The organism is Bacteroidota bacterium (genome assembly GCA_036522515.1).
Classification (GTDB): Bacteria; Bacteroidota; Ignavibacteria; order UBA10030; family SZUA-254; genus VBOC01.
The window spans coordinates 1-14,672 of the sequence record DATDFQ010000016.1 but is presented as its reverse complement, the minus strand read 5'-3'; the positions used below and the strand labels follow the sequence as shown (position 1 = coordinate 14,672).

At 58.8% G+C, this 14,672-nt stretch carries 11 protein-coding genes; 10 read left to right on the top strand and 1 reads right to left on the bottom strand.

Translation table 11 applies throughout. The features are described 5' to 3' along the window. The first annotated feature begins 259 nt into the window (after nucleotides 1-259). From VI215_02620 to VI215_02590, 7 genes are all read left to right on the top strand, one after another. A complete protein-coding gene (locus VI215_02620; protein HEY6191199.1) occupies nucleotides 260-2,701 on the top strand; it encodes a M1 family aminopeptidase in 2,442 nt (813 codons plus the stop codon). After that, nucleotides 2,698-3,177, top strand: a complete 480-nt coding sequence (locus VI215_02615) for a DinB family protein (GenBank protein HEY6191198.1) — start codon at nucleotides 2,698-2,700, stop codon at nucleotides 3,175-3,177. The genes VI215_02620 and VI215_02615 overlap by 4 nt, the downstream gene beginning before the upstream one ends. A gap of 3 nt (nucleotides 3,178-3,180) precedes the next feature. Then, a complete protein-coding gene (locus VI215_02610) occupies nucleotides 3,181-3,783 on the top strand; it encodes a DNA-3-methyladenine glycosylase I (GenBank protein HEY6191197.1) in 603 nt (200 codons plus the stop codon). Between the two features lie 207 nt (nucleotides 3,784-3,990). Beyond that, nucleotides 3,991-5,091 (top strand): isoaspartyl peptidase/L-asparaginase, encoded by a 1,101-nt coding sequence (locus VI215_02605; protein ID HEY6191196.1) that lies wholly within the window; start codon nucleotides 3,991-3,993, stop codon nucleotides 5,089-5,091. Nucleotides 5,092-5,109: 18 nt separating this feature from the next. Then, nucleotides 5,110-6,150: an ABC transporter ATP-binding protein gene (locus tag VI215_02600; GenBank protein HEY6191195.1), complete on the top strand. Its 1,041-nt coding sequence runs from the start codon at nucleotides 5,110-5,112 to the stop codon at nucleotides 6,148-6,150. After that, a complete protein-coding gene (locus VI215_02595) occupies nucleotides 6,147-7,451 on the top strand; it encodes an ABC transporter permease (protein ID HEY6191194.1) in 1,305 nt (434 codons plus the stop codon). The genes VI215_02600 and VI215_02595 overlap by 4 nt, the downstream gene beginning before the upstream one ends. Before the next feature lie 142 nt (nucleotides 7,452-7,593). Further along, entirely contained in the window at nucleotides 7,594-8,796 is a 1,203-nt protein-coding gene (locus tag VI215_02590; protein ID HEY6191193.1) for a DUF2130 domain-containing protein, read from the top strand. A gap of 10 nt (nucleotides 8,797-8,806) precedes the next feature. Here VI215_02590 and VI215_02585 read toward each other — a convergent pair whose 3' ends face one another. Then, nucleotides 8,807-9,298: a group 1 truncated hemoglobin gene (locus VI215_02585; GenBank protein HEY6191192.1), complete on the bottom strand. Its 492-nt coding sequence runs from the start codon at nucleotides 9,296-9,298 to the stop codon at nucleotides 8,807-8,809. A gap of 275 nt (nucleotides 9,299-9,573) precedes the next feature. Here VI215_02585 and VI215_02580 point away from each other — a divergent pair, with 275 nt between their 5' ends. From VI215_02580 to VI215_02570, 3 genes are all read left to right on the top strand, one after another. After that, on the top strand, nucleotides 9,574-10,866 hold the full coding sequence (locus VI215_02580) for an ATP-binding protein (GenBank protein ID HEY6191191.1): 1,293 nt from the start codon (nucleotides 9,574-9,576) through the stop codon (nucleotides 10,864-10,866). Between the two features lie 136 nt (nucleotides 10,867-11,002). Beyond that, nucleotides 11,003-11,692 carry a response regulator transcription factor gene (locus VI215_02575; protein ID HEY6191190.1) on the top strand — a complete coding sequence of 230 codons (690 nt, stop codon included), beginning with the start codon at nucleotides 11,003-11,005 and terminating at the stop codon, nucleotides 11,690-11,692. Between the two features lie 301 nt (nucleotides 11,693-11,993). Beyond that, on the top strand, nucleotides 11,994-14,672 hold the full coding sequence (locus tag VI215_02570; protein ID HEY6191189.1) for a protein kinase: 2,679 nt from the start codon (nucleotides 11,994-11,996) through the stop codon (nucleotides 14,670-14,672).

The following is a 14,672-nucleotide window of genomic DNA, read 5'->3' as shown; positions in this document are numbered from 1 at the left end:
TACCTCGCGCAGCGAAGGATCTCCGGGAACTGACCGGGTTTCGTTGCCATCTCGTCCCGCGACCTGAAGGTCGCGGCTACCGAAACCTCGGGCTTGGTAGCCGCAGCCTTTAGGCTGCGGGTGTTTGGCTCGGGTGTTGAAATTCACCCACCACCGATCTCAGCCGGCATTTGCAATCGAACCTGTGGCTCTCTATATTCCTGAACCGGCCGGAACCCGTTGCCGGTTTCACCCCCACCAGCCCGGAAAGAGTACTCCAATGAATCGCATGCTCATACTCCTCTGCTGCTTCATCCTCCCGCGCGTTCTGCCGGCCCAGTCGGTATTTCCCGTGCGCGACGCCGGGGAGGCGCCTAACCGCACGTATCACGTCCTTCACTACAAGATCGAAGTCTCGGTGGATGAGAAGGCGAAGAGCGTGAAAGGCAAAGTCACCACGACGCTCGTCCCGTTTCTGACCGCCTTCAAGAACATCGAATTCGACGCGGAGAAGATGGAGATACAGCATGTCTCACTGGCGTCAGGAAAGCCGCTGAGATTTAATCTCGAGCCGAAGAAGCTCGTGATCCCCCTGGATCGACCTTACACGACCGGAGATACGCTTACGGTCTCCGTCGAATACACCTGCTCGCCCAAAAGGGGCCTCTATTTCACACGGCCCGACTCGGGGTATCCGGACAAGCCGTGGCAGGTCTATGCGCAGGGGGAGGACATGGACAACCACAACTGGTTCCCCTGCCATGATTTTCCGAACGACAAGGCAACGTCGGAGATGATCGCGACGGTCAGTAGCGCCTATACCGCCCTCTCGAACGGGGAGCTGGTCAGCGTGAAGGAGAACAAGAAAGAGGGCACAAAGACGTTCCACTGGAGGGAAAATAAACCGCACGCCTCCTACCTGATAACGCTTGCCATCGGCAACTATGCGATCCTGCACGACAGGGCCGGCTCACTTCCGCTCGAGTACTATGTCTATCCGGGCGACACCGCCGACGCGAGGATCTGCTTTCATGAAACTCCCGACATGATCAAGTTCTTCAACGAGAAAATCGGATTTTCATACGCATGGGAAAAGTATGCGCAGGCGGTGATCGCAGACTTCATCTTCGGAGGGATGGAAAACAGCAGCGCCACGACCCTGCTGGACTATATCTCGGTCTACGACGCGCGGCAACGGGTCGACGGCCTGCCGACGAGCCTGATCGCCCACGAGCTCGCGCATCAGTGGTGGGGCGATGTCGTCACGTGCAAGGATTGGAGGCATCTGTGGCTCAATGAAAGCTTCGCCAGCTACTTCGACCCCCTTTACCAGGAGCACTCCGCCGGGGAAGACGAGTTCCGGTTGAGCATGTACAACAGCCAGCAGGCGGGCATCCGCACGGACACGACGTTGGGGCGAAAACCGATCGTCAGCGTCGGCAGCTACGGAACGAACATCTACCCCCGGGGCGCGGCGGTCCTCAACATGCTCCGTTTCGTTTTGGGCGATCAGCTCTTCTGGAAGGGACTCAACCATTACATCACGAAACATCAGTTCACGGCGGTGGAGACGAACGATTTGAAGAGGGCGATCGAGGAAGCCACGGGCCAGAACCTCTACTGGTTCTTCGACCAGTGGGTCTATAAGGCTGGACATCCCGTGTTCGACGTCTCATACAGGTGGAGCGAAGCCGACAAGAACATCCTTTTGACGGTGAAGCAGACCCAGAAAATGGACAGCCTTACGGGCGTGTTCCGGACACCCGTCGAGGTGGAGATCACCTCGCCGGCCGGAAGGTCCCGGCAGACCGTTACGATCCTCGGGAGGGATACGACGTTCACAATTCCCTCCGCCTCGAAACCGCAGCTTGTCGCGTTCGATCCGGACGGCTGGATTCTCAAGGAACTGAAATTCACAAAGTCGAACGACGAGTGGGCGTACCAGGCCGAATCGGATCCGAGCTCGGTCGACCGGATGCTCGCCGTGAGGACGCTCGCCGGACTGGACCAGAGGGAAGAGTTTCAGCAGCTCTTTTCAAGGATCTCGACGGGCGACAAGTTCTGGAACGTCCGCCGCGAGGCCATCGCCGGCCTGGGAAAGATCAAAACGAAGGACGACGCGCTCAAGCAGCGCATCGCGGCGACTCTCATTTCCGCAGCGGCGGATTCGAAACCGGCGGTGCGATCGGCCGCGCTCAGCCAGCTTGCCAAATTCCGCGGGGCGGACGTGGTGGCTGCGATCCGGAAGGCGCTTGACGACTCGAGCTATTCGGTAGTTTCAAGCGCCATCGGCGCGCTCGCGGAAGCCGATTCAGCCGGAGCGGAACCGGTCGTGGTTTCGTTTCTGACCAAACCGTCATACCGCAATAACGTCGCAAACGCCGCGCTGGGTGCGCTTGTGAGAATCGATTCAAACAGGGCGCTCGCGGAGGCGCTCTCCGGTGTTCGCTACGGCAAACCGGTGACGACGCGATCCTCCTCCCTCAACATTCTCCGCAGGTATGCGCGGGGAAATCAGGAGGTGAAAGCCGCCTACCGGTCGCTCCTCAACGACAAGGATTCGGGCATCAAGTCAAGGGCCGTGCAGGCTCTCGGGGAGTTCGGGGACGAGAGCACGCTCGCGGGGCTTGAAAAAATTGCAGGCGACCAGGATGATCAGGCCGCCGGTACCGCGAAAGCAAGCATCGAGAAGATCAAGACACGGCTTGCGGGGAAGAAATGAAGCGCCCGGGCGAAAAGGCGATGCTTCTCCGGCAGTTTGACGAAGGATACAACAAGAAAGCCTGGCACGGGCCGAACTTGCGGGGCTCGATCCGCGGTGTGAGTCCGAAGGAGGCGGCCTGGAGGCCCGGGCCGAACAGGCATAACATCTGGGAAATCATGCTCCATGCGGCCTACTGGAAATATGCCGTGCGGCGGAAGATCCTTGGGGAGAAAACCGGGTCGTTTCCGCTCAAGGGGAACAATTTCTTTAAGCGGCCTGTCACACTATCGGAAAAGGCATGGCGGGAAGACATTGCGATCCTGGAACGGTGCCACCGCAGACTACGCGAGACGATTGTGGGACTCCGCCCGAGCGATTTGAAGAAGGTCCCCAAAGGGAGCAAGGTCTCCACCGGGGAACTCGTTTTCGGGATCGGCGCTCACGATATTTACCACGCCGGCCAGATCCAGCTCCTGAAACGCCTGATGCCTTAAGAAGTGGCATCCCGCTCGACACCTCCCGCAAGGGCGAAAGTCCGCTGCAGCTGGGCCGGTTCCGACCCCCTCTATATAAAGTATCATGACACCGAGTGGGGGGTGCCCGTTCATAACGACCGGAAACTCTTCGAAATGCTGATCCTCGAGGGTGCCCAGGCGGGGCTAAGCTGGATCACCATCCTCCGCAAACGCGAAAATTACCGTAAGGCGTTCGACGGGTTCGACCCGGAAAAGGTGGCTTCCTATGGCAGGCCCAAAGTCAGGCAGCTCCTTTCGGATGAAGGGATCGTCAGGAACCGGCTGAAGATCGACGCCGCGATCGGCAACGCGAAATCGTTTCTCGAGGTGAGGGAGGCCGCGGGGAGTTTCGACCGGTTTATCTGGCAGTTCGTCGAAGGGCTTCCGAAGAAGAATCCTCCGAAGAGAGCGAACGCGATTCCGGCGAGCACACCCGAGTCCGATTCCATGAGCAGGGAGTTGAAAGCCAGGGGGTTCAAATTTGTCGGCTCCACGATTTGCTACGCGTTCATGCAGGCCGTCGGGATGGTCAATGATCATGCACCCGATTGCTTCCGCCGCACGGAATTGATAAGGATCCGGTAGCTCGCTCCTCGTTCCCACGCTCTGCGTCGGAACGCATATGACGGCCGCTCCGCGGCCGTGGACGCTGGAGCGTCCAAATATCCGCTCCCACGGAGACCGTGGGAGCGAGCGCGACCTGAAGGTCGCGCCTACCGATGCCTCAGCCGGCATCTTTACCTCGTTCCCACGGAGACCGTGGGAGCTTCAACTCATCAATCCAGAGGCACCATGCTCGTAAGAGAGATACTTAGATTCTGCGTTCTGCGGGATTACGAACTCCCGGGGATTGTCCTGATCCTTCTCTTCACGGCCATCGAGCCGGCCCTACGGCAAAACGTCGCCCTCGGCCAGGCAGCTCCACCTGCGCAAGCCGAACGTTCCGGGGCAAAGTTCCGGCTCGTCATCCATGGCGGGGCAGGGACGATTTCCAGGGGACAGATGTCGCCGGAGCTCGAGAAGGAGTACCGCGACAAACTTCTCGAGGCGCTCAAGACAGGGTATGAGATCCTCCGGAACGACGGCTCCAGCCTCGATGCGGTCGAACGTGTCATCACGATCCTGGAGGATTCCCCTTTGTTCAATGCGGGGAAAGGTTCGGTCTTCACGCACGAGGGGACCAACGAGCTCGACGCGTCGATCATGGACGGAAAGACTCTCAAAGCCGGATCTGTCGCCGCGGTCAAGCATATCAAGAACCCTATCAGCCTCGCGCGACTCGTGATGGAAAAATCCCCCCACGTGATGCTGGTGGGTGAGGGTGCTGAGACGTTTGCCAAAGCGCACGGCGTCGAGCTTGTTCCGCAAGGGTATTTTTACACGCAAAAGCGCTGGGACCAGCTGCAGAAGGCGCTAAAGGATGAAAAGGATTCCTCCGCCGGGCGGAAAGCCCAACCGGCGGATACGTCGGAGGGGAAACACGGGACGGTCGGGTGCGTCGCTCTCGATAAAGGCGGCAATCTCGCGGCTGGAACTTCCACGGGGGGAACCACGAATAAGAGGTTTGGGCGGGTCGGCGATTCGCCCATTATCGGCGCCGGGACCTACGCCAACAACCTGACCTGCGCCGTTTCGGCCACGGGAACCGGAGAGTTTTTCATCCGCTCGGTCGTCGCCCACGACATCTCCGCGCTGATGGAATACGCGGGAATGTCGTTGCAGAATGCCGCCGACAAGGTCGTGATGGAAAAGCTCCCGAAGATGGCGGGCGACGGAGGCGTGATCGCGATCGACAAGGACGGCAATATCGCGATGCCCTTTAATACGACGGGTATGTACCGCGCCTATATCGATGCCGACGGAAAGCCGGTCGTGAAGATCTATAAGGAATGAAATTGCGAAACACACCTTTTGTCATCCTCCCTTGTCATCCTGAGCACATTCGCTTCGCTCAGTGTAAACTCCGCGAAGGATCTCGCTCTTTCGAAGGACGGAGATCCTTCGGTCGCATTGCTCCCTCAGGATGACAGCCAGATGATCCGTATCAACGATCTTTCAAAAAGCTTCCCCGGCGTCACCGCCCTGCGGAACGTCACGCTGGAGGTCCGGGACGGGGAATTCCTCGGCCTCCTCGGTCCGAACGGAGCAGGGAAGTCGACCCTGATGAACCTGTTGATCGGGTACCTGAACCCTGACGGGGGCGAGATCTACGTCGGGGACGAGAAAGTTTCCCGCGATAACCTCGCAGCGAGAAGAAACGTGGGATTGGTCCCGCAATCTCTCGCCCTGTACGACGACATCTCGGCGCAGGAAAACCTGGAGATTTTCGGAAGCCTTTACCACATCGATCGAACGACGCTGAAAGAGCGGATCGAAGAGAGGCTCAGGGCGGTCCAGCTCTACGACCGGCGGAAAGACAAGGTGAAGACGTTCTCGGGAGGGATGAAACGGCGCCTCAACCTCATCTCCAGCCTCCTCCATGATCCTGCGCTTCTTCTCTGCGATGAGCCGACGGTCGGGGTGGATCCGCAGTCGAGGAATGCCATCTTCGATTACCTCGAACTATTGAATCGCGAAGGGAAGACGATCGTCTATACGACCCACTATATGGAGGAGGCGGAGCGGTTGTGCAGCCGGATTGCGATCATCGACTCCGGCGCGATCGTGGCCGAGGGGACGCTGGACCATCTCCTCGGAAAGCTGGCATACGAAGAGACGATTTCGATCGCCAAGAACGGAGCGACGAACGACAAGCTCGAGGTCTTCAGGAAATTCGGGACGGTGATCGACGAGGAGGAGAGGTTCGAGCTGAAGCCGGGGGGAGAATTCCATCTCTCCTCGTTTTTCTCCTGCATGGAGCAGCAGGGGATCAGTCCCCGCTCGATTCAGATGAGCAAGCCGACGCTTGAGGCGCTTTTTCTCCATCTCACGGGGAGGAGCCTCCGGGATTGAGAACCGTCCTCGCGCTGATCATGAAAGAGTACCGGCTCTTCTGGAGCGACAGGGTCGCGGTGAGCCTGACATTTCTGATCCCGATCGGCCTGATCGCCATCTGGGGGTCGATTTTCGGCAATCTGAACTCCGGCCCCCAGAACCTGAAACTCGCCTTCATGAACGCCAGTTCCGCTTCCGTGGCGGCGGGGATCGAAAAAATTCTCGATACCACGAAGACCTTCAAGCTGGTGAAGTCGTACACGGACGATCGCGGGAACGAGACGGCGTTCGATACGGCCACGATCCAGGAGTACGTCCGGAGAGGAAGCGCCTCGGCCGCACTTGTCATACCCGCGGACGCCTACACCGACACCTCCATCGGGCTGAAGCTGAAGTTCTATTACGATCCCAAGAATGACATGGAGATGCAGATCATTCAGGGGGTCCTCACGCAGACGATCATGTCTCAGATCCCGGGCATGTTCATCGAGGGGATGCAGCGAAGGGCCCTCCGGTTCCTCGGCGTCGATTCCGGCAAGGAGTTCAATAACGGGATCAGGTCGCTCGTTGGGCGCTATTTCAAGATCGATACCGGGAAGATCAAATTCCCCTCTCTCGGCGGGACGTTTCCATCCGGAGCAGGCAATGGAGGGAAAAACTTCTTCAAGAATGTCCTCGACTTCGAGTCGGAGCAGATCGTCGGAAAAGACATTTCCAATCCGTGGGCGACCCGAAGCGTCGGCGGGTGGGCGATGATGTTCCTGATGTTCACGCTGACCGGCTCCGCCTCGTCGCTCTTCGATGAAAAGAAGAGCGGAGTCGTCCTCCGGATCCTCGCATCTCCGATCTCCCGCGTGCAGATCCTCTGGAGCAAGTATCTCTATAACATGTCGCTGGGGTTCGTGCAGCTCATCGTCCTGTTCGCGGCGGGATCCCTGCTCTTCAAGATCGATATCATGTCGAATTTTGTGAACCTGACGCTGATCCTGGTCGCCGCCGCGATGGCCTGCACGTCTTTCGGGATGCTCCTCTCCGCGGTTTCCAAAACGTCCTCCCAGGCAAACGGACTTGGGACCTTCCTGATCCTCACGATGAGCTCCATCGGCGGCGCCTGGTTTCCCACGTCGTTCATGCCGGGGTACATTCAGACGATCAGCAAAGGGACGATCGTCTACTGGTCGATGGACGGGTTTCTGCAGGTCCTCTGGCGGGGCGCCCCCCTCGTCGACATCCTCCCGAACCTGGGAGTTCTGCTTGCGATAGCAACGGTCATCACAAGCGTGAGTGTCCTCCAGTTCAAGAAGGGCCACGTATTTTAGCCCCACCCCTCTTGGGGCGGGGCAATCTCCTCGTAAATTCGGTAGCCGCAAGCTTTAGCTTGCGCCACCTCTCCGAGAGACCGTCCCTACCGGCGCCCGGGAACCGATTGTATCTCTAAACCGATTTCTGTATCTTTTCGTCATGCCAGAACAACACATCACCTGTCCAAAGTGCGGGAACAAGATCCCCCTCACAGAGGCCTTCACGCACGATATCGAGGAAAAACTCCGGGCCGAGTTCCAGCAGGATATCCGTAAGAAAGACGCGGAACGCGCGACGGCCCTCGACGCGCAGCAGAGGGCATTCGAGACACAGAGGGCGCAGGACCGCGCCCGGTTCGAGCAGCAGGCGAAGAAACAGGCGGAAGAATCTCTCGGGGTCGAGCTGAAGGATCTGAAGAACCGCTTGGAGGAAAGCGCCAAACAGCTCGACACGGCCAGGCGGCAGGAACTGGAGCTCCGGAAGCGGCAGCGCGAACTGGAAGAGCGGGAACAGAATCTAAAACTCGAGGTGGAACGCACGCTTGCCTCCGAGCGGACGAAGATTTGGGATGACGCGGGCCGAAAGGCAGCCGAGGAACAGCATCTCAAGATGGCTGAGAAGGAGAAGCTGGTTTCGGACTTGCGCCGTCAAATCGATGAGCTCCAGCGCCGGTCGGAGCTGACGTCCCAGCAGGCGCAAGGCGAAGCGCTTGAGGTCGAGCTCGAGGCGCTCCTGGCGCGGCAGTTCAGGACGGATGTGATCGAGCCGGTGGCAAAAGGGGTGCGGGGAGCCGACCTGATCCAGCGGGTACATGATGAGAGCGGCCGGCCATGCGGGAGCATCATCTGGGAATCCAAGCGGACCAAAGCGTGGAGCGACGGCTGGATACAGAAGCTCAAAGACGATCAACGGGCTGCAAAGGCGGAGATCGCGGTAATCGTTACAACCGTCCTTCCGAAAGAGCTCAACCGGTTCGGATTCTACGAAGGGATCTGGGTCGCCGATTTTCCGTCGGTGATGGGGCTTGCGACCGCTCTACGCGCCAACCTGACCGAGGTGACGCGGGCGAGCGCCGCCCTCGAAGGGAAGAATGAGAAGATGGAGTTGATCTACTCCTATCTGTCAGGAACCGCGTTCAAGCAGCGTGTTGAGGCGATCGTTGAATCGTTTGCCGCGATGAAAATCGACCTTGATGCTGAGAAAAGGTCGATGGAGAAGATCTGGGCCAAGCGAGAAGCGCAGATCGAGCGGGTCATCCGGAATACCGCGGGAATGTACGGCGAATTACAGGGCATCATAGGCTCCGCATTGCCCGAAGTGAAGATGCTGGAACTGCCCGGGAACGATCGCGACGGCGAATAGAACTCTACGGCTATTTTTTCTCCGCCGGGACTGCGGCAGGCGCGACAATGTCCGGCTTGACGCTCGTGAGTATCGCGAGCAATTCGCTCTGTTCCTGCTTGGGAACACTGAACTTATCGAGAGTGGTTACGAGGTGTCCGACCGCCACCTGCCAGTCAGATTCAGTGATCCCGAGCCCGCTATGGGCGACCTTCAAGGGCCGACCGGTATAGACACACGGCCCGCCGGTCGCCTCGCATATCTGATCAACGACATGTTGCCGGAGACGTTTCTTCGAGTCCATACTGTGACCGGCGAAGAACTTGCCTAGTTGCGGGTCCTTCGCGAGTCGAGGGACAAAATCGTCTATGACAGCGGCGATCGCATCGTAGCCGCCGAGGCGCTTATAGAGAGACTCCGCCTTTTTCTCCTGGGAGATTGCCCCCGGGATGCTCCATAAGGTCGAAAGGCCCAGGAGGACCAGAACCAGCCGGAATGTGTTAACCCGATGTTGTCTAACCATTGCAACCGACCTTTCTTGAATGATGAATTCTGATGAGCCTCCCGAGGATTTCAGGGATGATAGGAAAAGTTGTTTGGAATGTCAAGTTTGGGCGGTGTCTCAATTTAGCCGAGGGTCTCTCCACCTCGTCATGCTGACATGCTCCTGGTCAGCATCTTTCAACTCTTTTATAAAGATCCCGACCTAAAACATGTCGGGATGACGAGCAAAAAAATGAAATTGCGACACCACACAAGTTCGGGAATCCGGAGCGCCGATCTGTTGTTGTGACAATCATGGGAGACTACCAGCGCATCGCGCCGCCCATCGGTGAATCTCGCTTAGAATACGATTTCCCGGGAACCCTCCGCCGCCTCGTCGAGGAGATGAAGGAGATCGGGGAGATCGGTGAAATGTCGGAGCTTCTCACCTCCCGGGTCGGCGAATTGATTCCAGTGGAGCGAATCGGGTTCTTTCTTGTCGGGGAGGGAACCCAGCGCATGCAATTGCTCGCTCACAGAGGATTTGGGCTCCTGGAGAAGCACGGGGTCCGTCTCCAGCGGGAAAACCTGAAGACGGGTTTGCGCCTTCCCGTCGCGCTCGATGATAGCATCGAACCGGGCCAGCGCTATGAGCCCGCGGATCAGGAAGTGTTCCTCCGCTGGGGAATCGCGCTGGTCATCCCGATGATGAGCGGCGCGGAAGAGATCATCGGATTCCTGGCCCTTGGCCCCAAGGAACCCTCTTCCCGGTTCACGGCGGAGGATGTGGACCTCCTCACGACCGTTTCCCTGCATGCCGGCCTTTCGATACAGAGAATCACCCTCCAGGAAAAGCTCTCCCGCGAGCGCGAATCCGGAGACCGGCTCAGGGAGCTGAACCAGCTGAAGTCCGATTTCCTGTCGAGCGTCTCCCACGATCTTAAGACACCCCTTACATCCATCCGCCTGTTTGCCGAGCTGCTTCGCACCAAAAAGAACCTGCCGGCGTCCCGGGTGGAAGAGTACCTGAAAATGATAGAGGGGGAAAGCGAGCGCCTCACCCGCCTGATCAACAGCGTGCTCGACTTCGCGCGGGTGGAACGCGGGGTGAAGGATTACCGTTTCTCCGAAGTCTCGATCGACGAGCTGGTGGGGCATGTCCTGGAAACGATGGAGTACCAGCTCGCGATCGGGCGCTTTACCGTCGTGAAGAGGTTCCACGCGGGTAACCGCGTTCTCTCTGCGGATCCCGACGCCGTCACGGAGGCGTTGATCAATCTCATCGGCAACGCGATCAAGTATTCGCCGGGCCGGAGGGAACTCGAGGTGTCGACCTTCCGGCACGACGGGTCGGTGGCCGTCCGGGTCAGGGACCACGGCGCGGGGATCCCGCCGGAGGAAATCGGTAACATCTTCGAGCCGTTCTACCAGACAGAGGGTGCGAGAGAAATCGGGGCCGGAGGAGCGGGCCTTGGCCTTGCGTTGGTCAAGCATATCGTCGAGGCCCATCGCGGGCATATCGAGGTGAAGAGTTCTCCGGGTGAAGGGAGCGAGTTCACGCTCTATTTCCCCGAGAAGCAACCGGATGAGTCAGGGGGTGGTGGCTGAACATCAATCGTCGAACCGAACAAACGCAGGCTAAAGCCTGCGCCTACCAAGCCCAAATCATCGGTAGGCGCGACCTTCAGGTCGCGTTACCGGAGGGCAACGAACTTCAGCCAGTACGCCGCAGGGGAATTGGCGTTTGAAGCGCATACTCGTGGTCGAAGACGATCCCGCCATCCTGCGTGGCCTTGTCGATTCGCTCTCGGGTGAGGGTTTCGAAATCCTGAGCGCCTCGGACGGAGAGAAGGGCCGGCTCATGGCGAAACGCGAGAATATTGCGTTGATCATCCTGGATATCATGCTCCCCGGGAAAAACGGCCTCGATGTTTGCCGGGAGCTCAGGGGCGACGGAATTGAAATTCCCATCCTCATGCTCACCAGCCGGAGGGAGGAGATCGACCAGGTCCTCGGGTTGGAATTGGGAGCCGACGATTATGTGACGAAACCGTTCAGCCTGAAGGTCCTCCTTGCCCGGATCCGCACGTTGCTCCGCCGGAAGGGCGAATCCCGGAAGGCGATCGAAGAATACTCGTTCGGGGACGTCGAGCTTGACTTCCGGAAACAGGAGGCCCGGAAAAAGAAGAGGGAGATAAAACTGTCGACGAAGGAATTCAAAATCCTCAAGTACCTTGCCGCGCACGAAGGGGAGGTGATCACCCGCGACATGCTGTTGACGGACGTTTGGGAGTACGGGGTGGAGGAAAACATCCCGACGACGAGGACGATCGACAACTCGATTCTTTCCATCCGCAAGAAACTCGAGTCGGACCCATCCGCCCCGGTCCACCTCCTCACCATCCATAACGCCGGATACAAGCTCGTAAAGTGAAAAGTAAGGCCTCACCTCCTCTGGTTCCCACGCTCTGCGTGGGAACCCATATTTCGGCTGCTCCGCGGCCGTGGACGCGGAGCGTCCACATATGCGCTCCCACGGAGACCGTGGGAGCGAGCTTGAGCTGGGTGTCATCCTGCTTGTAACTGCCCCTAAAACTTGCTATTTTGGTGTCACGCCTATATAGAGACGACATTTCCTCTCGTCATTTTGACCAGTTTTGAGAATGTAGTTCGGATGTAGTCAGGCAGGGGAGGTTCGAGATTCTCGCTCGAGGCCCTTCCGGAAGAAAAAAGCTATGATCGGAAAAATATTCGCACAATATAAAATCCTCCAGAAGCTTGGCGAAGGGGGGATGGGCGTCGTCTTCAAGGCCGAGGACACCAAGCTCGACCGGTTCGTCGCCCTCAAGTTTCTCCCGGAACACCTGACGTCTCACGAAGCAGAACGCGCCCGGTTCCTGCAGGAAGCCAAATCGGCGTCGGCCCTGAACCATCCGAACGTCTGCACGATCTACGACATCCGGGAAGAGGAGGGGCAGCAGTTTATCGTCATGGAATATGTGGATGGCGTCACCCTGAGGCAGAAGATCCCCGTGCAGAAACTGCCCGACGCCCTCGGGTATGCCATCCAGATCGCGGAAGCGCTCCACGAAGCCCATTCGAAAGGGATCGTTCATCGCGACATTAAGGCTGAAAACATCATGATCAACGCCAAGAATCAGGTGAAGGTGATGGATTTCGGTCTTGCGAAGCTGAAAGGGTCACTCAAGCTGACACGCACCTCCTCCACGGTCGGCACGCTCGCCTACATGGCGCCCGAGCAGATCCATGGTGGAGAGGTCGACGGGAGATCCGATATTTTTTCGTTCGGCATCGTCCTCTTCGAAATGCTCGCCGGGCGCACTCCGTTCCGCGGCGATCATGAGGCCGCCATGGTCTATTCCATCGTGAACGAAGAACCCGAATCGATCGAAAAACTCCGGCCCGATCTTCCTGCCGCGCTGACCAATCTCATCCAGCGGGCTCTGGAAAAAGATCCGGCGGACCGATACCAGCATGCGGACGACATCGCTAGCGAACTGCGCAGGATCCAAAAGCAATCGACGAGAGTGACCCGCACCTCGATCGATCGCCCTGCCTCAGCGCCCGAGGCGTCGCACACGTCGGTCTCGACCTCCTCCCAACCCGCGCTCACTCCGGAGCCCGCCGCAAAACGGAAAGCGATTATCCCCATCGTCATTGGAGCCGTGTTGGTCATCGGCGCCGTGGCCGGTTTTCTCCTCCTTCGGGGCGGGAGTACCGCTTCGAAGGCAACCTCGCAGGGAAGGATGATGGTGGCGGTGTTGCCGTTTGAAAATCTGGGGACCCCGGACCAGGAGTATATCGCCGACGGAATCACCGAGGAGATCACGAGCCGGCTCTCGGGCCTCTCGGGGCTCGGCGTGATCGCCCGGACGAGCGTGATGCAATACAAGAAGACGACGAAGACGCTGCAGCAGATCGGAAGCGAACTGGGCGTGGAATACGTGCTGCAGGGGACGATCCGGTGGGGAACCGCGACGGAGGGGGGAATGCGCGTGCGGGTCAACCCGGCCCTGATCAAACTGAGCGATGCCACGCAGGTCTGGTCGCAGCCGTACGATGCGGTCTCCACGGATGTTCTCAAGCTCCAATCCGACATCGCGACGCAGGTCGCGGGCGCATTGGGGATCACGCTCCTTCAGCCCGAACGCAAGTCGATCGAATCCCGGCCGACGGAAAATTCCGAGGCGTACGACGCCTATTTGCGCGGCATGGCATATTTTCGCCGGAGCTATGCGGAGCAGGATTTTCGCATCGGCCTCGAGATGTTCCAGAAAGCCGTCGACCTCGATCCAAAGTTCGCGCTCGCCTGGGCGAAGCTTTCGGAGAACCATTCGGCGATGTACTGGTTTTATTTCGATCATACTCAGGAGGGTCTTGCCAAGGCAAAAGCCGCCGTCGACGAAGCTCTGCGGCTGGATCCGAACTTGCCGGATGCCCATGCCGCACTCGGCTTGTACTATTACTGGGGGTCCCTGGATTACGACAATGCTCTCAGGGAATTCGCCCTCGCCGCCAAAGTACGGCCTAACGACAGCCAGCTTCTCATGAGCATCGGCTCGGTGAAGCGGCGGCAGGGAAAGTTCGAGGAAGCCGCTGCGAGCATGACCAAGGGGATGGAGCTTGATCCCCGGTCGTCCGAGGTGATCTACAACGCGGCTCAGACGTACGCGCTGATGAGAAACTACGCGGAAGCTGAGAAACTCATCGAACGTTCGGTTTCGATCACCCCCGACCTGCTCGATCGATCCGACTACAGGATTTCACTCTGCCTGCTTTCGGCGGGAGATACGAAAAAGGCGAGATCCATCATGCGCGATATGTCCTCCATTCCGGGATTCGAATCCGATGCCGGGACTGTGTGGCTGCGCACGTTCATCGAGATGTGCGATGGAAACTATGAGGAGGGGATCAGGGTGATCACAGCGTCGCCCGCTCAGGCGAACGACCATCAGTTCGAATTTGTCCCGAAAAACCTGGTGCTCGGCGAGCTGTACGGACTTCTGAAGCAGCCCGCCAAGGCAAGAGCGGAGTATGATTCCGCTCGCGAGCTCATCGAACGCAAGGTGCATGATCGTCCCGACGACTCCCGGCTTCATTCCGCCCTCGGGATCACCTATGCCGGCCTCGGCCGGAAAGAGGACGCGATCCGCGAAGGGAAAAAGGGAGTCGATTTGTTGCCGGTCTCCAAAGAAGCGTGGCGCGGCGCCTACCGGGTCCGTGATCTCGCCCGGATTTACGCGATGACGGGCGAGCCGGATGCGGCGATGGATCAACTCGAGCATCTGCTCTCGATACCTGCGGAAATTTCCGTGCCGTTGGTACGCATCGATCCCAGATGGGCTCCGCTCCGCGGCACCCCCCGGTTTCAGGCAGCCGTGGCGGCGAGATGA

Bases quoted from the DNA above. Each gene is read 5' to 3' on its own strand.
- VI215_02620 (HEY6191199.1), top strand. From the start codon at position 260: ATGAATCGCATGCTCATACTCCTCTGCTGCTTCATCCTCCCGCGCGTT.
- VI215_02615 (HEY6191198.1), top strand. From the start codon at position 2,698: ATGAAGCGCCCGGGCGAAAAGGCGATGCTTCTCCGGCAGTTTGACGAA.
- VI215_02605 (HEY6191196.1), top strand. From the start codon at position 3,991: ATGCTCGTAAGAGAGATACTTAGATTCTGCGTTCTGCGGGATTACGAA.
- VI215_02590 (HEY6191193.1), top strand. From the start codon at position 7,594: ATGCCAGAACAACACATCACCTGTCCAAAGTGCGGGAACAAGATCCCC.
- VI215_02585 (HEY6191192.1), bottom strand. From the start codon at position 9,298: ATGGTTAGACAACATCGGGTTAACACATTCCGGCTGGTTCTGGTCCTC.
- VI215_02580 (HEY6191191.1), top strand. From the start codon at position 9,574: ATGGGAGACTACCAGCGCATCGCGCCGCCCATCGGTGAATCTCGCTTA.
- VI215_02570 (HEY6191189.1), top strand. From the start codon at position 11,994: ATGATCGGAAAAATATTCGCACAATATAAAATCCTCCAGAAGCTTGGC.